A 21776-nucleotide genomic window follows, 5' to 3' on the forward strand; every position below is an offset into this window, starting at 1 on the left:
TTATCGGCGCCAGCGGTCCAGCCAGCCATCGCGCCACTGTTGGATCGGTGACTTGGTGCGATTCCACTGGGCAGGATTTTTCGGCGGCTCGGCGTTGGGCTGCGCCAGCGCCATGTGCACTGCAAGCGACTGTTCCAGGTCCAGCAGATAGTGATTCCATGGACTTTGCAGAAGCTTGGCTGCAGGATACGGATCGTTCTCGGCCAATTTCTGCTTGATGACTAGAAGCTGTCCGCGCAGGTAGTTGCGTTCATCGGGGTGCAGCCAAGTCTGTACGACTTCGACGTCATCGACCCAAATTTTCCCGGGACCAATCAAGTCAATAGCGACTTGCAACTCCTTCAATTCATCGACTGGCAGATCGGCAACTTGAAGCTCAGCAGGTCGGCGGCCCCAGTCATTTGCCAGTGGCCGCGCAGGATTGCCTTCCGTACCTCCAAAGTAACTACTGTGTTCATAACGCTGGCCGTTCTTCAGCCGTCCCACCAATCCCAGACGGACCAGTGGCTGACGATTATCTGCTGCCGACATTCGCAACCAGGCACGCACTGCCAACCTGCCGGTTTCTGGCAATTCAATCGGCTCGCTCTGAATCCAGGCGGCTACCTGACCCGAATTATTGTTCTGGATGGACAACGAACTGGATCCGGAATGTGGCAGCTCGCTCTCTTGCTGGATTATGGTGTTGGGTAGTGTCGATACATTCCAGCCGACGGGACGGTTCGCAGCATTCCAATGCTCGAAGGAACCTCCTAGTTTGAACAGCAGTTTCTGTTGTGACGGATCAGTAGCCATGACCAACAATTTTTCAAAATTCTCGATGTCCTGAGATGTTGCCGCTAAGGCTTCGCTCGAAAACATGTACTCTGCGGACTGAATGTGCACATCCTGCCCGATTCGACTCCAGCCCAACATATCGTAGGCCGGGACTTGAATCTTCATACTGCGATTGTTTAAATCTAGCGGCTGGAAATCTCGCTGGCCCAGGATTTCCCAATCGGCCTGAGTGTCCTCGGCGAATACGATGGTTACGGTAGCGTTCAGCGGTGAGGTATTCAAAATGGACAAATACCAGCGTTCATCAGCTGTACCGGTGCGAATGCGGATCGGGGCATCGCTTGCCAGCACTCTTGGATCGCGCATAATGGTCGCGGGCAGCGACTTGAAGGTTGTTAACAGCGGAGACAATTCCGCCTCGGTGCACCAAATCGGATGCCAGCCACCAAAGGCCAGCATCCGCAAGTCGGTTCGAGCAAGCTGCTCAATCAAAGCCTGCCGTGCGTGTCGGCCATGCTGTGTGTATTCCGGATAAATCCGCAACTCACGATCGGATTCAGATGCCGATTCCTTGCCCGGGCTGGACAGTCGTTGAAGCCGTGGCTGATGCGTGACAAACGCCGCCTGAATTGGCGTTTGAACTAATTCGACAGCTTGATCAGCGCCCAAGTTCTTCCCCCAATTCTTGGCGGCCATGGACTTCCACGAATCCCGAGTCGCTCCCTGAACAACTACCAACCCGTCGACTTCTGACAATGTAATTAAGTCGAGTCCGTGGTTAAGTAGGATTTGCTGAGGATTGCGAGCCGTCAAATCGGATGCAAACGATTCTGTCATCGCCACATCGGAGTTGGTCAAGGGTAATACATTTAGGTACAAGTTCGATCGCGGCTGTGCCGAGCGCACGATTTCAGCCAGTTGTCGATAGAATTCAGTCATGCGCTGCGCTCTCCATGTCAGATAGCCCAGACGCGCCGGTCCCTGCAACAGTTGCTCGCGCTGCGCGACGTCACGCGGTAGCGTGACCGACGTATCGGATGTGAAATCGCGCATCAGTCCTGGGCTATAACCCCAACGCTGACCGGCGAAGACCAGTTGCGATTCCTCATCTAACCGTAAAGAGATTCCGGCGAAGCTGCGGTGGTGGCCATATCGCTGAGCAATCTCTTGCAAAGAAGCACTAATCGTTGACTGAACTAGTTTGTGGGCCGGATTCAAATGGCTTGGCAATGCGGTAAACGCTAGATTGCGCTGATGGAATTGGCCTTGGATGTCCGCCTGAAATAGTTCGGCATCAGCTTGGCTTGCCACAGAAGGCACTTGCAGACCTCGCGACAAATCAACTTCCAATATCATGCTTAACCCGGTACGATCCATGTGCCGCAGAATCAATTCAACGACATCATGAACATCGGGCGATCGCCCGTCTGCAAAGAAGGTCGCTTTATCAATTAGGTGTAGACCCACTTGCGATTTCAGCGGCATCAACGAGCCTTCGGCGGACAGCGCTGACAATACGAGCGTGTCGGCCCCAGCAAGTTGCAAACTGTGAACAAGTCGCTGAGCAACCGCCAACCAGGTTTCCCAGGTTTCTAGTGGCGGCTGATTCGCGGAATCACGTTGTCGAGGTGCTGCGAAGCAATCAGCCAACAACGGTTGATCCAGATACATGCCGACGCTACGCGGCACGCAATACGAAGTGCTCCTGGAGGATACACCTTGCCTGTCTGCGGTAGGTGAATCAACAGATGCCAAACGATCGCCGATATTTCCGGGCGATTCAGTCGAACTCACCAGCTCAGCCGTTTCCAGCAACAGTTTGCCAACCGATGCGGCCGAATGGCGACTGACGTTTGCCAGCACGATCGAAATCGACTCCGCCTCAGGCCAAAATATCAGATCGTGAGTCAAACTGCCTTCGACCGACTGTCGGTCGCCTACTTCGATCACAACAGTTGATTGCGGTACTGGGCCTGTCGACCATTCTGGGCGCTGGTCGTGAATAGATACATTCAGCGTCGTACCTGTATCCGTGGGAACTTCAATTCTCAAGCGATGTGGCTGTCCCGCCTGAAGCCCGGACAATGGCAGCGCCAACCATCCCTCAGGGCCAATCGTAGCGCACTTGGAAGATTGATTCGTTGTTGACGGAGCGATCGAGTAGTAGTCTCGAGTCCCAATATTACCGACGCGGGTCACGTTACCCAAATTGCTTACCGGTCGACTGTGCGGCAATAATCTATTCCACTGCTCCGGTAGATTGCGCTCGGAGAGCTTCAGCAAATCGGAGATTTCCGAAGTGGTCTGATGGCGAGCTTGTGTGGCAAAGGTAGCCAGCCACGAAAAACTGCCCGGGCGGGCGGCAACCGCAGTATCAATTGCCAATTGCGGCTTCCAGCCGCTGATCGTCGGAATTGCAGCGCTGTCGTCCAGCGCTACAATATCAACACTTCGAGCCAGCAGCGGCTTGACTGACATCCAATTGCTGAGCAGATTAGGACGGACCAACTGCAGAGCCAGTTTATGTGCACCTTCCTTAGCCGGAATCTTGACTTCCAATTTTGTGGCCGTGAAATCCCCGTCAGCATCGACGCGGACCTTGGCAGTTGACACTGGCAAAGTACTCCGCCCACCGGCCCAGTGCGCGGTCAGGACGTAGTCTCCCTCAGCCAGTCCAGTACGAAGTCCTGCCACTTGCATGGTCCAAGTGTCGTTACAGTCAAATACCGTGTGTGCGCGCAGGTCATTCACGCGAACCCGATCATGAATGGGGCGTTCCAGAGCCAGCCGATTTCCTTGTTCGTCCAACGCTTGAGTCTTCATTTGCTGCTGAAGTTCATCGAGCCCAAACTCGCACTGCGTCCATTGGTCTGTGCCCGGGTTTCGCAGTTTGAACACCAGCCGACTGGACAGTGGTCCGCGAATGCGAATATCCACTCCACCAAAGGTGGTATCGCCGTGAGGTCGCAGGTGAATTGTGGTTGAATCGGTTTGCTGCAGCATTTCCCAGCAGCGTTGCTGCATTCCCAAATTGCGGACGATCTGAATGGTTCCGCCACCGACCAGCGAAATGCTGCCTTCGTAACCGCGTGCCACTGAGCCTCCCCAGACGCAGCGAAGTTCATGCTGTTGGCCATCGACGATTGGCAAGTTGCCGGCCGATTGTGCCCGACAGGGCGAATCGTATAGCAGCGGCATCCCGAGGCAACATAAAATTGCCAGGAATTGCGAAGTCGGCGTTGTTGACCGGAGTCTGAACATGGTCTTAAGCAAAGGGCTCTTACAATCGGTCGCTATAAATTACGGGTGCGCTGGGGCGGACTGTCGATGACTTGGGCCAACTGGTTGTCCACAGGACGCGCGCCCGTCCCCCCACAAATTGACGCTTGTAGCAGATTCTTCAGTCGTTTCCCACAGCGAAAATTCACTCAATGCTAGCGGCCAAGCAGATGGGATTTCTGTCTTGTGATGGGGTGCTGGTTCGAGTAATTATCCACCGCATACCGTTGGTCGCGACCGGACTGCGCCCGGTTCGGCCTATTCCAACGATTGTCCTCAAACGCCATTGTTCATCGCTGGTGCGAGCTTGATGAAAACAATCAATCCCCAACCTATGAAGTTTGCGTTGTTGGCCAAGCGGCGTACGTTGACAGCCTGGGTGCTGGCGGTTTGCACTGTGTGTAGCCTGCATTGGTCGGCACAGGCGCAAATGCCTGGTGGAGACCCAGGTGGCGGTGTACCTATGTTTCAAGAGCCCAAATTCGCCGACCGGGTGTATGAATCCGGGGGACCGCGGGTCAACCAGCGACATAACGGCAAATTGGTACAGGGAATTGAAATTCAAGGCAACGAAACCGTTAGCCACCACAAAATCTTGTCTCACATGCAAACACGACAGGACCGTGTGTTTGATGAAAAGCAACTGCAACTGGACATTCACGATCTGTACCGCACCGATCTGTTTCGTGAGATCAAGTCGGAGATTGTGGAATCCGCCGAGGGCGTGGTAGTCCGGCTGCGGATCAAGGAACAACCCACGATTACTGACGTCATTTTCCATGGCAATACGCGGATGAACGATTCCGAGCTGAAAAAACATTGCGGCATTGAAGTTGGCGATCCGGCCAATCCGTTTTCGGTCGAGATGGCTCAGCAGCGGCTGTTGGATCTTTATCACGAAAAGGGCATGAACCAAACAGCCATTCAGATCGTCGAGGGGAATCGACCTGACCAGCGGCGGATATTCTTTTCGATCGACGAAGGTCCGGTCGAACGCGTGTGGGCGGTTCACTTCGTGGGCAACAAGCTGTTTCGTAGTGACGTCTTGAAGACCAAAATCCAAACACGTGACTCCTGGCACGGTGTCAAACCGTTTGGGAATCTGGCCAACTCAATCAAGATTGAGGACGATGTGCAGACGCTGATTGAACTGTATCGTTCGCTGGGCTATTTCCAGGCTCGAATTGGCCACCGTATTAACTATCATCCCAACAGCGCCTGGGTGGATGTGACCTATGTGATTGACGAAGGCCAACAGTTCCACATTCGCAATATCTCGGTGATGGGCAATCAGTATCCTCCGTTCACCGATCAACTACTGTTGGACTCGATGGACCTCAAGCCGGGCCAAGCGTTCAATCACGCTAAGCTGAGCAAAGATCAGCGGCGCATAACCGATGAATACTATGGTCGCGATGGATTTATCTTCGCAGACATTGTTCCTCAAGCGGTTTTTCTGGAAGAGCCGGGCTGGTTGGATTTGGTATACAAGATCAGCGAGGGTGATCAAATCGTGGCCGGCGATATCAAGATTCACATGGCGGGCGATTCGAACCATACCAAGCGCAGCGTACCTTTGAATTTGATAGATATCGTGCCAGGGCAGTTAATCGACCGTCGCAAACTGAACGACTCCGAACGCCGCTTGAAACTTAGTCAGATATTTGAAGTCGATCCGGCGCAAGGCGATCCACCCCGCATCGAAGTTCGCCGGATGGATCGCGATGCCGATTACTAACAGTGGTCGCTTTGGAAGTCAGGATTGGGAAATCGTAAACGGTGGCAGCGCAGTCGGCCCACATCGACCAATTACGAACGCGAATGTGAATATGAGTCAACCTAACGCAATTCCGCTGCTCGCCTGCCGCTGTTATGGCTGGTTGGTGGGAACACTCGCCTGCCTGACGTTGGCACTGCCGGGCTGCCAAATCGCTCAGCCGACAGCCAACAATCCCGCGATGACAACCGGTGCTCCTGCGATGCCAGCCATCGTCCGCGGACAGTCACCTACCAGCCCATTTCCCAACAACCAGTATCTCACTAATCCAGCGCCTGCGGGCACCTCCATTCCCTTTCCTCAGACTCAACCGTACACCGCTCAACCAGGGCAACCTGCGGCACAACCCGACGGCTGGGTTACATCGCAAGCCGGTGGAACTTATTCACAGCCGGCTCTGGCCACAACTGAGTTTCCTCAGCCACCAGTAGGGTACACCGCGCCGCAATACAACACCGCGCCGCAATACAACGTAACTCCCTTGCCGTATGCTTCCCCGACCGGCTCGACCCCGTACCAAGAGGCAATCATTGCGCCAGGCGCTATGCAGGGTCAAGCTGCGGTAGCACCTGGAATCGCCAGCCCAAACGGCTGGCAACCTGGGGGAGTTGGCGGTACGGGACTGGACCCTGCGGGAGGTTTAGTGCTACCGAACATAACAGCACCGGGCGGTTATCAACCACGAGTTCAAGTGGCTCCGCTGGACGTCTATTTGCAAGAGGCGCGTACCGGACGCATCATGCTGGGCGGATCGGTTAATAGCGACTTGGGCGTTGCGGGCCAGTTAATTATCGACGAACGCAATTTTGATATCCGCGCCTTTCCGCGCAGTTGGTCAGACCTATTTAGCGGATACGCATTTCGGGGTGCTGGTCAAACGTTCCGCGCTGAATTGATGCCAGGTAATCAGGTTGAGCGGTACACGATTAATTGGACTAATCCCAATCTTTTCGGCTATTTACCCTACAGCTTATCGGTAGGCGGATTTTTGTTCACCCGCATCTACCGTGACTGGACCGAGCAACGGCTGGGCGGTCGTATAGGTCTGGGATACGCCATCACCAAAGATCTATCCATCGGTACCGAGATTCGTGGCGAAAATGTCAATATCTCTCGGCCGAGAATCAATGGCGTGGCACCGCTGGATGCAGTATTGGGTGATAACGAACTGTATACAGCCCGCCTGCGTTTGGCGCGCGACAAACGCGACAGCGTGTTTCTGGCGACCGAAGGAAACTTTTTAGAGCTCATCTACGACCAAGCGTTCGGGAAATTCGACTATCCCCAAGGTCAGATCAATTTCTCGCAATACGCGCGCGTCTATGAACGCCCAGATGGCATGGGGCGTCACGTGCTGGCTAGCACCTGGCGATTCGGGTTCTCGGGTGAGGACACACCCATCTTCGAGAATTTCTACGCCGGTGGATTTTCCAGCATGCGGGGCTTTCGCTTTCGCGGTGCCAGCCCCAAGGAGAGCGGTGTGCAAGTGGGCGGTCGCTTCATGTTCCTAGGAAGTCTGGAATATATGTTTCCTCTGACCGCCGACGAGATGCTGCGCGGTGTGGCCTTTGTGGATTATGGTACAATTGAACGCGACATCACCATAACCGAGGAGAACTTCCGTGTCGCTCCGGGACTCGGCTTGCGAGTCTCAGTGCCGGCGTTGGGACCAGCCCCGCTGGCCTTTGACTTCGCAGTGCCAGTGGCCAAGGCCGCCGGTGACGAAAAGCAGTTGTTCTCGTTCTATATGGGATTTACGCGCTAGCTGACCAATTTCCAACTGGATGCGGCTAGCGTGATTCATCTGAGTGAACGAGTCAGGGGGACAACGATGATTTCACGTCGCAATTTTCTGGCGGCTTCGGCAGCCGCATCAGCGCTGACCGGAAACGCGGTCGCACAAGATTCTTCAAACGCCGGGTCGCAGCGCCTGCGCGTTGGGGTGATGGGACTCAGTCGCGGACTGGCCCTGGCTATCGACTTGGCTGGACTGCCGGGTGTTGAGGTAGCGTATCTGTGCGAAGTTGACGATGATCGACTGGCCAGCGCTGCCCGCAGCTTTACCGAGCAGCGTGGCAGAACTCCGCAAACCGTCAAAGACTTTCGCAAAATTCTGGATGACAAATCAGTCGATGCATTGGTGTGTGCGGCACCCAATCACTGGCACGCGCCAGCGACGATCATGGCCTGCAAAGCGGGCAAGCACGTCTATGTGGAAAAGCCCTGCAGCCACAATCCACTAGAAGGGCAGTGGATGGTAGCAGCTGCCGAGCGATTTGATCGCTGCGTGCAAATGGGCACTCAGCGCCGCAGTGCACCGGGAACGCTTGCAGCCATCGAGAAGCTACATTCGGGCACCATTGGCAAAATTCACTTATCGCGCTGCTATTACCACGCTCTACGAGGTCCAATTGGCAAAGCTGCCGACGGTACGCCGCCTACACAATTGGACTATGACCTGTGGCAGGGGCCGGCTCCCCGCCGGCCCTACCGGACCAATTACGTGCACTACAACTGGCATTGGTTTTGGCATTGGGGCGGAGGCGAGCTAGCGAACAACGGTGTCCACGGTCTTGACTTGTGCCGCTGGGGATTGCAAGTCGATTACCCAACGCGCACGGTCAGCTCTGGAGGTCGCTACTGGTACGACGACGATCAAGAGACGCCCGACACGCAATCAGCATGTTTTGAATTTGCCGACGGCAAACAAATCACTTGGCAGGCAATGTCCTGCAACAAGCGCCACATCGACTTTTTCTGCGCATTTTATGGCGATCAAGGTAGTTTAGAATTGGACGGCGATGGAAACTATCGTATTTACGATCGTCAGGACAAACTGATCGAAGAGGGTGGCGAGACCGCCGTTGGCCAAATTCAGCACCTGACCAACTTCGTCGATTGCGTGCGCCGAGGGGATCGCGGCCAACTGAATCAGCCGATCTTGGAAGCGCACAAGAGTACGCTGTTGTGCCACTTGGGCAATATCGCGCAGCGAACCGGCCGCACTGTAAACACCGATCCTACCACCGGTCAGATCCTAGGCGATGCACAGCAATTAGAACTGTGGAGCCGCGATTATGATCCGGCTTGGAAGGAACAAGTCAGCATGAGCTAATCGGTCCAAGGTCAACATTCTGAGGCAAACGACTAATCAGCCTGAATCATGAACCTCGGTCAGTAGATGGTGAAGACGATATTGGCTCGCCGCGCGAGCGACAGGTACTGTCTGGCCTCTCGCCCTAGCGTGCCATTTTGGCCGCCAGCTTCTGGCGTTTGCTTTTCACAAGTTGTAGCAGTTTGGCCTGGTGGTTGATCCACCAAACGACCGAGTCTTGTCGAGACCACGGAAAACGCTGCGAAAGCTCCTCCAGTTCATCCAGCAGCGACTGCATGCTTGAAGGACGTTCAGACGGATCCGTAGACAAACACATTCCAAGCAGCTCGCCGAAGGGAACAACTGCACTGGGCAAGTCCAGCGTTTCGATTCCAGGCTGTTCATGGGCACTAGGTCCGCTGAGCGTAAACAACGGCGGCAGGTTGCCGGTGAGCAAAAAATAGGCCAGGGCACCCACGGAATATATATCGACGCGGGGATCGGCCAGCCACGGAGCTTTCAGCCGCTCGGGAGCCATAAAACGCGGCGTACCGACCACAATCTTGGTCTGGCTGGCGGTTGGACTGACGCCCGGCGCAAAGGCTTTGACCAGTCCATAATCAAAAAGTTTTACAAAGTCGGGTTCGCCGCCACGATTGCAGACCATAATGTTTTGGGGCTTGATGTCGCGATGGACGACGCCGACTTCATGCGCTTCGGCCAGTGCCCGGCACAGTTGTTTGAGAATAAAAATACAGCGACCGGGATGCAGCGCTCCTGAGTACTCAACAAGCTGGCCGAGATGCGCTCCGTTGATGTATTCCATGGCATAGTAAAACAGCCCTTCTTGGTTGCGCCCAAAATCATAGATGGCGATGGTGTTAGGATGAGTCAACTGGCTGGCTAATTGCACCTCGCGTTCAAACCGACTGATGGCCGTTTGGTCCACGGCTGGACCGCTCAAGACTTTCACCGCCGACTGTCGGCACAGCAGGGCGTGTTCAGCCAGGTAAACTCGGCCCATGCCGCCTTCACCCAGTAGCTCTTGTACTTGATACGGACCGACATCGCTCAGGTCAGCCTGAAGATAGCGCGATGTTCTTAACATCCATAGAAGCGTTAGCCCACCCAGGGCCAGCGTAAATAGTCCTGTTAAGCCAGCGATGGTACGTCGCACATGGGTCGCCATGCCAAAAGCATCTGCGGCGCGTTCTTCGAAGGCGATTCCCAGTTCGTGAGACGGAATCCACCGCCAAGCACCGACAACCGTTTCGCCAACATAGTTGCGATAGCCATCGACGCTCATCCCGTTGTTGCCACTGGTCAATTGCTGGGCCAGTAGCGTTGGTGGCCAAGCTGTGGGAATCAAGTCGGGCAATTGTCCGGCCAATAGATTCACACCTGGATCGCGAATTAGTATCTGCTTGGAGCCCAGGCTGTTGGTAGTGGCTAGATCGAACTGTTCGAGCGATTCGGCGTAGCGGCTCTTGGTGAGTAGCGCACCGCGATCACTGACCAAGTATGTCTCGCCCACGCCCTGCGTACTCCAGCGAGCTACCAGAGCATTGAAGGCCTCGTCCAATCCATACCCCCGAACCATCAAGACCGCTGCAACCGAGCCCGTTGTATCCGTAATGGGCAAAAACACAGACAGTTCTGATTCGTTGTCCTGCAGTCGGTAGTTTTCAGATATCGCTTGACTCTGTGATTGCAGATACATTCGAGCTTGTCCGCGCAGAACCGGGGTTAGCATGGCCGCGCCGGCAGGGGTCACAAACGACCCTACGACCTCTGGTCTGCTCTTCTGATTCCAATCGGCCACAGTAATCATGCGGCGATCCCAAACGGCAAATCGAACCGAGTTACCTGCCAGAGATCGCAACTGCTGCTGAAGCGCTTCGTAAGCTTCTGCCTGGCACAACACCGCCTGCAGCTGTTGCGAATCGTCATCAGCAATTGGTCTGGACAACTCCAACAACTGCCGGATGGGTGCCACGACATTCTCCTGGCGCGACCACGCCAAAGCCTGATCGATCATTTGCGATTCCCATTGCCGCAAGTCGATTACGTGTTGGTCGATCTGCTCGGTCAACCTTTGCGATAACATGCTGCGCAATGACGCCTGTACACGGTTACTGGTCCAGTATCCCGCCATGAGGCCGATCAAACCAAGCAGCAGCGTTGGCCACAGCCAGCGAAAAAGATATCGTAAGCGGCTGCTCAAGCTAGATTGGTAGGTCGCGCTGAGTGTTGATCGGGTGCGGATCTTGGGCGCCGGGATTTCCGGGATGCGCGTGGTGCGCAGAGTATGGAAGTTGAGTAGCGAGCGGACTTCCTGAACCACTTCGGGAGCCGCAGGCTCCAGTTCGGCTAAGCGTTGCGCTTGAACTTCTCGCGACAAATCACACAGTTCCGCGAATAGCTGCTTGGCGCGTTGATGCAATTGAGCATTCAAGACTACAGATCCTGCGAATCAAGCCATCGCCGCAACCACGCCTTGGCCATCGTCCAATCGGCTTCCACCGTTCGCTTGCTGAGATTGAGCCGCTGTGCAACCTCGGCCACTGTCAACCCGCCAAAAAAACGCAGTTCCACAATTTGCGACTGTCGCGCATCGATGCGCTCGAGCGCCTGGAGCGCTTCGTCGATGGCCAGTACATCGTCGGAATCTTGAAAGCTAATCGCGTCCCAATCTGCCAGGCTTCTTTTGTTTGCTCCGCCACCACGTTTCTTGCGTCGACGATGACGGGCCTGGTCAACCAAAGCTCGCCGCATCGTCCCGGCAGCCAGGGCGAAGAAATGGTTTCGAGTCAGCAGGCCGGTCTGCTCTGCGGGCAGTCGCAAATACAGCTCGTGGATCAACACTGTGGGTGATAACGAAACCGTATTCTGCTCGTTCTTCAAATAGGCGGCTGCCATTCGATGCAGATCTTCATACTGGCGCTCGATCCACCGCGAACAATCGACAGAGCCCGTCGATTCATCGAGCGCGTTTGCCTCTGGAGCACTCACAAATGGTCTCTCGGGAAACCCACAAAAATTTCATACATCGGTTGCGGTCTACAGTACCAAGAGTGACGCTTTAGGCCTGCAACACGACCCAGAATGGGATTTAACAACTAGAATTATACCATCTGTTCGGCGGCCTGGGCGACCGTGAACTTTTGGTGCTAGATTTGGTCTTAGAGGGTGTGCGTGATCGAAATGCTGACCAACACTGGCAAGATGAAAACCTATACCACTTAAATCCAGGCGATCACTCTCTTGACGCCGCTCTGGAAAACAACTAGTCTAGTTCTGAAAGCGGAAGCGTATGATCAATCATTTGACCGGAAATTTACTTGGGCTCCTTCTACTTCTCCAGCACGGCGAGTGTTAGGGTCCCGTTTTTCAATTCAATCATCAAGACCCCGATGCTCAATGGCTTCGGGGTTTTTTTGTGCCTGGCCCCAAGTAGCCCTTGAGCATCCCTGAGACGCGGATATCGTTTCCTCAACAGGCGCAGCAAGGACCAGAAAAGACCATGAGCATCAACAGCCAGCAAACCAACACCTCAGGCAGTGCCCCAAGTCTGCGACACATTCGGATTTTCGACACCACCCTGCGCGACGGCGAACAATCGCCGGGTGCCAGCATGAACCTGTCCGAGAAGCTGGAGGTCGCCTCGGCCCTGGCCGAATTGGGGGTAGATATTATCGAGGCCGGATTCCCCATCGCGTCGCCTGGTGATTTTGAAGCCGTTCGCGAAATTGCCAATCTGATTCGCAGCACCACGGTCTGCGGTTTAGCTCGCTGCAATACTGCCGACATCGAACGCGCGTGGGAGGCGCTGAAAGGTGCCACCAGCCCGCGAATTCACGTATTCTTGGCGACCAGTGCCATTCATCGCGAGTTCAAGCTCAAGATGACTCAGCAGGAAATCATCAACCGGGCTCGGCAAGGCGTTGAATTGGCAGCGCGGTATTGCGATGACATTGAATTTTCGCCAGAAGATGCAGCGCGCACCGAACACGATTTCCTGTGCCAAGTGGTCGAAGCAGCCATCGACGCGGGCGCGACAACGATCAACATCCCCGACACAGTGGGTTACACCACCCCAGGAGAAATGTACCAGCGTATTGAACTGCTGATCAACCGCGTGCCCAATATCGACAAAGCTGTCTTAAGCACGCATTGCCATGATGATTTAGGTCTGGCACTGGCCAATTCGCTGGCCGCTGTCCAGGCCGGTTGCGGTCAGGTTGAATGTACGATCAATGGCATCGGCGAACGGGCGGGCAATTGCTCGCTGGAAGAAATCGTTATGGCTCTGCGGACTCGCAGCGATTTATTCGGCTGCGAAACCGGTATTCGCACCCAACGCTTGGTTCCTACCAGCCGTCTGTTAAGCAAGATCACGGGACTGCAGGTTCAACGCAACAAGGCCATCGTGGGTCGCAATGCATTCGCCCATGAATCGGGCATCCATCAAGACGGCATGTTGAAGGAGCGCAGCACCTACGAAATCATGTTGCCCGAAGACGTCGGATTCACCAAGACCGACCTGGTGCTGGGTAAGCACAGTGGACGAGCCGCCTTGGCCGATCGGGCGCGCAGCCTGGGATTTAACATCTCAGCCGAACAACTGCAAAAGGTGTTTGAGCGCTTCAAGGAACTGGCCGACAAAAAGAAAGATGTCTACGACGGAGATATCGTGGCCTTGATCCAGCAAGAGATCACCGGTGCGGGCGCCGATCAAGATGCTTGGAAACTGGTCAGCTACGATGTCTACAACAGCAGCAGCCGACCACCCAAAGTACGCCTAACGCTGTCGCGCGGCGGTCAGGAATCGACAACCGAGGTCGAACAGGGCGATGGTCCCATCGACGCGGCTTTTTGGGCCGTTGAAAAGCTGACTGGCGTCAAAGTCGTATGCAAAGAATTTCGATTGCAATCGGCAACACTGGGGCGGGATGCACAAGGTGAAGTATTGGTGGAAATTGAACATGAGGATCAGAGCTACAAAGGCACCGGCGTGTCTACCGACTCCGTCGAAGCCACTATCACCGCTATGCTGGCAGCCATCAACCGTATCCTGGCCTGCAAGCAAAAGTGATTTGTAGAGTGGACCTGCACGGAGATAAGCGGGACCCGTACTGCCTCCTCACAGTGACGCTAGAAACAGCAACCCCCATGGTTACTGTAGATGAACGTATCTAGCCCCTGCGGCAGTCCGCCAGCATCGCAAATACCGTTTGATGTGGACACAATGATTCCTATGCAGACCCTGCCACCGGCCATCGACATTCAGTGCTTGACGCATCACTACGGCCAGCGCTTGGCCCTAAATGAACTGAACTTGCAAGTGGCCCGCGGTCAGATATTCGCGCTGCTTGGCCCCAATGGCAGCGGCAAGTCGACTCTGTTTCGCATTCTGTCGACGGTGATGCCGTTTGAGAATGGTCGAGCCGGTGTGCTGGGCTACGATGTGCGTCAGCAAGCAATGACCGTCCGCCAGCATCTGGGAGTCGTGTTTCAATCGCCCAGCTTGGATCGCAAATTGACAGTGCGCGAGAATCTACGCTGTCAAGCGGCGCTGTACGGCGTGCGCGGTGCCGAGTTGACGAGCAAGCTCGAACAGCTCTGTAACCAGTTTGGCCTGCAGCATCGGCTAGCGGATCGAGTGGACACGTTATCCGGCGGCTTGCAGCGGCGCGTAGAACTTGCCAAAGCGCTGCTGCATCGACCTCAGTTACTATTGATGGACGAACCTAGCACCGGCTTGGACCCGGCGGCCCGACTGGATTTATGGCATCTACTGCGCCGGCTTCAATCCGAAAACAACATGACCGTTGCGATAACCACACATCTGCTGGACGAAGCTGACAAAGCTGACTCAATCGCCATTTTGGACCGTGGAGTCAATGTCGCCAGCGGTCGCCCCGATCAATTGCGTAGCCAGTTGGGCGCGCAAGTATTGAGCATCACCACGGTCAATCCTCAGCCGATGTTGGATTGGCTGGCACAACAGTCTGTTGAAGCTCGCCAATCAGGCCGCGAGATTCGCGTTTCCGGAACGGGCGTCGCGCAGTTGGTTGCCCCGCTGTCGCAACGATTTCCCGAAGACCTCCAGTCACTGACGATTGGCAAACCCAGTTTGGAAGACGTCTTCATCGCCCGCACCGGCCACCGCTTCAACGGCAGCGTAGGGTGGGATGTAGCAGGGGACAAACATCCCGAATCAATTAGGATTTAGCTGCAGGTTGAAACATAACCGAGCAAGTGAATATGGAACTCAGCTAGTTCGGATTGCGCCGGCCCATCACCAGCCTAGCAGAGTCTGCTTTTAGGATTACCAAGAGATTTGTACATGTCAACGATCACAGCCTCACCCACAGCCGCAACATCATCCGGACAATCAAACCCCTGGTCGGTGGTTGCGATGTTGGCTGTTCGCGAATGGCGGAGATTTTTTCGCCAGCGGCAACGCGTGATGGCCGCGCTGGGGCAGCCCATCTTGTTCTGGTTGTTGTTTGGAACGGGGCTACAATCCAGCTTCCGCAGTGGTGACCAAGATTTCATGACTTACTATCTGCCGGGCACCGTCGGACTGATTCTGCTGTTTACGTCGATTTTCACCACCATCTCCATCATTGAAGACCGGCGCGAAGGCTTTTTGCAGGGCGTGTTAGTCGCCCCCGTGCCGCGCTGGACGATCGTCGCCGGCAAGATTATCGGCGGTGCATTGATAGCCTGGGTACAAGCCATGCTGTTCTTGGCGCTGGCTGTTGCCATTGGGCACGTCGAACTGTCGGCCAGTTTGTTGGCTGCTGGCATACTGATGATCTTGGCTGCGCTTGCTTTGACGGCCGTAGGCACCTTCTTCGCCTGGCCCATGGAATCGACTCAGGGCTTCCACGCCGTCATGAGTCTGGTGCTGATGCCTATGTGGCTGCTCAGTGGAGCCTTTTTCCCTGTGCCCGTTGCACAAACGCTGCTCAGTGGCTCGTGGCTGATGCACTGGATCATGCGCTGCAATCCGCTCACCTACACCATGGCCGGCCTGCGGCACCTGTTGAGCGATCCGTCGGCCAGTATTCACGTGACCAACGGGAGTTGGTTAGCAAGTCTGGGGACATGCTGGCTAGCCACCGTTGCCTTCGTCGTACTTTCCTTCGTCGCCGCCTGGTGGGTTGTCGTGCATCGCAATGCATCCGCCTCCTAAGTTTATGCTGCCATGCCTTGGGAAGGCACCCGGCCAGGCTGCGCTGGGAGGCCTACACGGCCTGCAAATCTCCAATGCGACGACGCCTAGAGTAGCTCAGAGTGGAGCCCAATGGTCAGATTGCCGACGTAATTCCGGGCGACTACCCTCTCAGAGCGGCGCTAATATTTCGCCGCCGCGTCGGGTGGCCATGGCACGCCATGCTTCCAAGTCCACGCGATCTGAAATAAAGGCCACTGATCCATCAGCCCGCAAAGCATTGACACCTGCTGCATGGCGACTGCGAGCCGTCTTCCAGCCAAAGGGGGTGTAGATGGTTGGAAATCCTCCCCCCAAAAATACGCCAATGCAATCAGCGGTTTGTGAATTCGGCAAGTAATAGTGGTTGTACAAGCCATTGCGATACTCGCCGTTGACCCACGAAAAACCGCGTGGATCAGAATAGTTCCAGGTTGGTGCCAAGTTGCATCCTGCGTCGGTAAGTGGAGCTGAGAATACAAAGCGATACCCTACGCGAGGGTCACGAGCTTGGGCGCCTGCTTGGCCGAGTATGCTTTCTGACGCGATCAACGTTTGCGACGTTCCGTCAGTGATGTCTTCCAGTCGCGTCTTTGAGTTCACATACAACGTTCCATCGGTATCCAGCGGAGTGCCGCCACCAGCACCGGTTCCCGTCGTGAACGCATAGTTGGTCGGACCAAAGCTGTCGTGCAGACGCTGCGCCCCATCACTGGGGCACAAAAATGTGGGCACCATGACTCGCGACCCCTCGACATTCTGAGCCGTAACGGCCAAGTTGGCGCTGTACAGGGGTAGCGTTAGGTCCAGAGCGTTATAGGCAGCGGTGTTTTCCAGGTGAGGAGACAGCGAGGCCAAAGCCGACCAGCGATAGAATGTCCAAGGCACGGTGGGGGAGGAGGGATGCTGCTTAGCGACGCTGCCCGGCGGCAGTAGGCTGTATGCCGAATGATAGTTATGCGCGGCGATACCCAATTGCCGCAGATTGTTACTGCAGCTCATTCGACGACTGGCTTCCCGGGCCGCTTGAACAGCGGGCAACAACAAACCGACCAGCGCACCAATTATGGCGATGACCACTAGCAATTCCACCAAAGTAAAACCGCCACCACGAATGACATGGCGATTCGACCAAGTTATTGATCGTACGGACATCGCTGTCGCACAAAATGGCATCTAGTGAACCGTGATATTGCGCAATTGTTGACTGACGTTGTCGCGCATGGCTGTGATGTCGGCGAACGAAATGATTCCGTTCTTATCGATATCCTGATCGCTGCTGGAATTCACGATAGCAGAGACGTTGTCTCGAATCACAGAGATGTCGGCAAATGAAACGGTGTAGACATTGGCCACTGGCCCGTCGACCTCACCACGCAAATGCCCCAAATACAAAGTCACTGGAGCCGCCAAATTGGTGTTGGCAGTTGGCTTGGCAGTCACGCGCAGCCAACGATTTTCGATACTGTTGACGGCCCACTGAATCTCGACGTAGGGCAGGCCAGTTGTTACTACCGAAACCGAAGCGGGCGCAGGTGCGGCAGCCCAAGCGGCAGGGGGATGATCTACCTCTGTGTACGGCCCCTGAGGACTCATCCGAAAATCAAAGTCTGCCGCGTTAATCAGTCCGGGATTTCCCAAACCGGTAAAATGGATGCGAATGCCGGTGATACCATTCTTGGCACGAATCAAGTTGTTCGCAGACAGAGTGGCCGAACCCGGCGTGCGAAAATGCATGGTTTTTCCAGAGTCAACCGCCGTACCCGATCCGCTCCAGCCGACATGCACAACCGCGTTTCCGGCATACATGGCTGGAACCGTCGAAGGCACGATAGCGATGGAACTGTAGGCTGATGTGGCCGAGTCAAAGGTGTCGATCAGGTTGCCGCTGGTATCAAACTTAAACAGTCCACCCCGCTCGCCCCCAGGATCGCCCGGATTTGATTTTCCAAGAGCAGCCACCAGCACATCACCGGCGCTATCGACTGCGATACCTGCCGGACTATTCCCGAAGGAACTTCCCGAACCGGTGCTCTGCACCATCTGATCGGTCACGGTGATCGCGCCAATCAGATTTCCTGTGGAATTAAATTTGAGCGCGCTGTCTGAGTACCCCAGTCCGTGACCAATAAAAATATCTCCGCCCGCAACTTCGGCGACCTGGGTCGAGGACAACTGCGCGGCAGGATCAGCGGTAAATGGAGTTACCGTTGTCCCGTTATAGCGGTGTACACCTGTGCCAGGCGTCGCGATGATCACATGGCCATTGGCCAGCAAGCCAACGCCACTGGTTACGCCGGCAACCGGCACAGCGATAGTCGCCAAGGGAGGGCTGGCTAGCGAAGTGTTGAAAACTCGTACCAAATTAGAGGTGAAGTCGGTCACGTATACTTCGCCGGTCGGCGCTGCGGCCAGTCCACCGGGGCCAAAGCCCAGCATCACAAAATTCAACATGCCACCTGACTGTGCGTCGAAAATGTAAACCCCACCATGATTGAGCGCACTGACATACACTTGGTGATTGTGAGGATTGTAGGCGATGCCCGACAAACCCGGATTGGCGGGTATCGTAGCAAAGGTGGTTCTCGCCTTGGTCGCCTCGTCATAGCGGTAGACGACACCATCAAAAAAACCAGTGACCAGAATATCGGCGCGCACCGCCACTGCATGCATGGCAACCATGAGTGCACACACACGCAGTAAGCTGTGACCAAACAGGGAAACCTTGAATGCTGGACAGATCATGTAGTAACTCGAGATGTAAATTCGTTCAGGAACAGGGCAGGGCAACTAGTTAATCACTTGGCCGTTTTCGGGATTGACTCGCAAGCTGAGTTGCTCGTCGTTGTCCACATAGAAAGCAAAGCCGTTGAACATTTCATGTATGGTTTGCGGGCCATACTCGACGGTGTCGCTGGGGTCAGGGTTGTAAGGATTGAATGGTGAGTTGTCGTAGTGCGCCACCACACGAATCTGAGTTCCCTTGGGGAAAACTTTCTGACCAACAGCAATTTCGTATCCGAGCTGCCATTCAAAATTGAAATTCGGAATCTGCAACAATGTTTCTGGCTCTTGACCTTCCTGAACAGCAAAGTAGGTCATGTCGCGACCGCGAACGTGCATATGCGTAAACAGTCCCAACAAATTCGCGTTGTGAGGCAAAGTATACTTACCCTCAATACGGAACGCGGGATCCCCGGGAGTAATACTCCAACCGCGTGGGTCCACTACAAAGTGGTGCAGCTTCTTACGAATCTCACGGCGCGGGAAACGCAGCCCGACCTGGATTTTAGCCTTCTGTTCAGTGCCAATCGTAGTGTAGTGAATTTGCAAACCCAGTGAAGCTCCTGCCGGCAGCCGATAGGCCACACCGTTGTCGTAGTGCCCCAGATCCAAGGGCTGGCCACCTGGAACGTAACCGGTAATGAACGTATTCACACCGGCGCCATCCTTGGACATGTGAAACATATTGCAGTGGTGTACCACGGCAGTATTGAGCGGTTTAATCTCAAACGCTTCCACCCAGGTCTCCTCGCGAAAAATATGTGGCAACATCACATATTTGTAAGGAATAAAGCCGGTGGGCTCGATCGTATGCTCTTCGGTCATCGTCAGGATGAGATCCGGTTCGCCAATCCGCCATTCAGACTGAATTGGTGCCGGAGGGGTCGGGCTGGCGTTCAAATCGCCGGCGGGGCACCCCGCATCAATCCATGCCAGCAGAGTCCGCTTTTCGTCGACCGACAACGAAGTATCGTTTTGGAAGTGGCCATGCTGGCGCGCCGCATACCAGGGCGGCATGGTTTCCAGTTTGACGACCTCGGCAATCATCTCGGCATTGCCTACGACTTCGTCATAATGCCTCAGTTCAAACGGAGCTGCCGTACCCGCCTGATGGCAGCCGGTGCATTTGGCGTGAATCAGCGAGCCAATAGTACTGGACCAAGTGATGTCGCTACTGGGTAGAGTCGGTTTGACCGGCTCGGTGATACGGCAGCCATCGGCGGGCGTGCTACTGACGCTGACCGACTTGCCTTCCAGAATCTCTTCTAAAGCAATTCTCAGGTCTTCTCGGGACGCCGAGGGCTTTGCTCCGCCCACTCGCATTTGATCATCGATCCGACCGCGATAACGGATTGTATTTGCAGCATCCAGCACCACCACCTCAGGCGTTACCTTGACTCCCAGCGCCTTAGCGCACGAACAATCAAAGTCTTTAACTGAGTAGAACGGCAAACTGAAGTCTATCGCCTGCGATGCCATCTGCTTGACTGTATCATCCGCTCCGACATTGACCGCCACAAATTGGACGCCACGCGACTTAAATTCGGCGCTCAGCTCCACCAACTTCGGCAAGTATTTGCGGACCAACGGACAGGTGGTGGTCGTGAAAACAAAGACTGTGGCTTGATGCTGCCCCAGCTCCTTGAGGTTACGACCAAGTCCACGAATATCGGTGAACTTCAGATCATCTACCGTGCTGCCAATGGGGCGAATGGAATCCTGATCGAGCGGTTCGACGGCATGAATTGCAGTAGATGCGGCTACCAACATGCACGCGACCAATAGTCCACGGAGAGTCATTGTTTAGACCTCATACGATACAAGCCTGGGGGAAAGATCGGCATCCAGCACCGAACTTACAACCCAGGTATTATAGCAAGATTCGCTTCCAGCAATCGCCAATCGGGCGAGAATTCAGGCCGCTAGCAACCCAAACACGCGTCAGCAGAAAGGTCGCAAGTCTGGAGGCAGCGACCCTCGCCAAAGGGTGGTGGGCCATGATGACCGACATTCCACGGTACACGCGACCGTAACTACAACAATTCAATGCGACGACCACCTTGGGGATCAAGGTCGTGGTACAGGCAGATTTCTACCGGCCATAGAGCCCAGGCTGTCAAAATCCAGCTGATGTCAGCTGTCCAGGAGAATACTGGGATTAAGCGTTCGTGCTAAGTACTGCCACCGTTCTATACGCCAGCCAGCCCCATACAGGCCTACGAGTGAAATTGGCGGCAATACTCGTACACGGCCATGGTAGTGGCGGTGACGACGTTGTAACTGGCTGGGGCGCCATAGACCGGAATCTCGACGACCGCGTCCAGTAGGTCTAGCACCTCCTGCTCCAACCCTTCCCGCTCAGCACCAATAACCAAGGCTGTGCGGTGTTGAAATTGATATTCGTACAGCATTTGCGAACTGGTAGTCTGTTCCAACCCCACGCATTGATAGCCCTCAGACTTCAGGCGTATGATCGTTGGTAGCAAACTGCGCGGCGTGGTCAACTTCACATGGTCGATGGCGTCGCGAGCGATCTCGCGATCGACTTTGCCGGTACCGCAGTGGATCAACTGGCCGATGCCTGCACACCCGGCCAGACGCACCAACCGGCTCAGGTTCACATTGCTCCTAAGCGGCGCTGCTACCAAAATAAGTTCATGGGGTCGAGCCAGCGTGTACGGCGGCTTGTGTCGAATATGCTGAAATCGGGGTGTCATAGAGCAAGTGATAGTTGAGTTTAGCCGGGGTTTATTGGGGCTAGTCGGTGGCACCCCAACGCAGCCACCCCCGCGCACTCGGTGGAAGTGGTATCAAAAGGTAGCCAGGGTCGCGCAGACCTTGGA

13 protein-coding genes are annotated in these 21776 nt (G+C 55.1%); 6 read left to right on the forward strand and 7 right to left on the reverse strand.

What is annotated here, in order from left to right:
* Positions 1–3975 (reverse strand): hypothetical protein, encoded by a 3975-nt coding sequence (locus KF752_01750; protein MBX3420258.1) that lies wholly within the window; start codon positions 3973–3975, stop codon positions 1–3.
* Between the two features lie 391 nt (positions 3976–4366).
* Here KF752_01750 and KF752_01755 point away from each other — a divergent pair, with 391 nt between their 5' ends.
* The 3 genes from KF752_01755 (at position 4367) to KF752_01765 (ending at position 8948) form a co-directional block, all read left to right on the forward strand.
* Positions 4367–5794, forward strand: a complete 1428-nt coding sequence (locus KF752_01755; GenBank protein ID MBX3420259.1) for a hypothetical protein — start codon at positions 4367–4369, stop codon at positions 5792–5794.
* On the forward strand, positions 5781–7598 hold the full coding sequence (locus tag KF752_01760) for a BamA/TamA family outer membrane protein (protein ID MBX3420260.1): 1818 nt from the start codon (positions 5781–5783) through the stop codon (positions 7596–7598). The genes KF752_01755 and KF752_01760 overlap by 14 nt, the downstream gene beginning before the upstream one ends.
* 66 nt (positions 7599–7664) lie before the next feature.
* On the forward strand, positions 7665–8948 hold the full coding sequence (locus tag KF752_01765; GenBank protein ID MBX3420261.1) for a Gfo/Idh/MocA family oxidoreductase: 1284 nt from the start codon (positions 7665–7667) through the stop codon (positions 8946–8948).
* A gap of 124 nt (positions 8949–9072) precedes the next feature.
* Here KF752_01765 and KF752_01770 read toward each other — a convergent pair whose 3' ends face one another.
* Together KF752_01770 and KF752_01775 are read right to left on the reverse strand one after the other, a co-directional pair.
* Positions 9073–11382, reverse strand: coding sequence for a serine/threonine protein kinase (locus KF752_01770; protein ID MBX3420262.1), 2310 nt, complete (start codon positions 11380–11382; stop codon positions 9073–9075).
* A 2-nt stretch (positions 11383–11384) separates the two neighbouring features.
* On the reverse strand, positions 11385–11939 hold the full coding sequence (locus KF752_01775) for a sigma-70 family RNA polymerase sigma factor (protein ID MBX3420263.1): 555 nt from the start codon (positions 11937–11939) through the stop codon (positions 11385–11387).
* A gap of 511 nt (positions 11940–12450) precedes the next feature.
* Here KF752_01775 and KF752_01780 point away from each other — a divergent pair.
* From KF752_01780 to KF752_01790, 3 genes are all read left to right on the forward strand, one after another.
* Positions 12451–14022 (forward strand): 2-isopropylmalate synthase, encoded by a 1572-nt coding sequence (locus KF752_01780; GenBank protein ID MBX3420264.1) that lies wholly within the window; start codon positions 12451–12453, stop codon positions 14020–14022.
* 90 nt (positions 14023–14112) lie between these two features.
* A complete protein-coding gene (locus KF752_01785; protein ID MBX3420265.1) occupies positions 14113–15162 on the forward strand; it encodes an ABC transporter ATP-binding protein in 1050 nt (349 codons plus the stop codon).
* 186 nt (positions 15163–15348) lie between these two features.
* On the forward strand, positions 15349–16131 hold the full coding sequence (locus KF752_01790) for an ABC transporter permease (GenBank protein ID MBX3420266.1): 783 nt from the start codon (positions 15349–15351) through the stop codon (positions 16129–16131).
* 150 nt (positions 16132–16281) lie between these two features.
* Here KF752_01790 and KF752_01795 read toward each other — a convergent pair whose 3' ends face one another.
* From KF752_01795 to KF752_01810, 4 genes are all read right to left on the reverse strand, one after another.
* A complete protein-coding gene (locus KF752_01795; GenBank protein MBX3420267.1) occupies positions 16282–17304 on the reverse strand; it encodes a DUF1559 domain-containing protein in 1023 nt (340 codons plus the stop codon).
* Positions 17305–17325: 21 nt separating this feature from the next.
* Positions 17326–18894, reverse strand: coding sequence for a hypothetical protein (locus tag KF752_01800; GenBank protein ID MBX3420268.1), 1569 nt, complete (start codon positions 18892–18894; stop codon positions 17326–17328).
* A gap of 45 nt (positions 18895–18939) precedes the next feature.
* A complete protein-coding gene (locus KF752_01805) occupies positions 18940–20733 on the reverse strand; it encodes a redoxin family protein (protein ID MBX3420269.1) in 1794 nt (597 codons plus the stop codon).
* Positions 20734–21149: 416 nt separating this feature from the next.
* Positions 21150–21650: a TrmH family RNA methyltransferase gene (locus tag KF752_01810; GenBank protein MBX3420270.1), complete on the reverse strand. Its 501-nt coding sequence runs from the start codon at positions 21648–21650 to the stop codon at positions 21150–21152.
* Between the last annotated feature and the right edge of the window lie 126 nt (positions 21651–21776).

This window comes from Pirellulaceae bacterium, assembly GCA_019636385.1.
In the GTDB taxonomy this organism is placed as follows: Bacteria; Planctomycetota; Planctomycetia; order Pirellulales; family Pirellulaceae; genus Aureliella.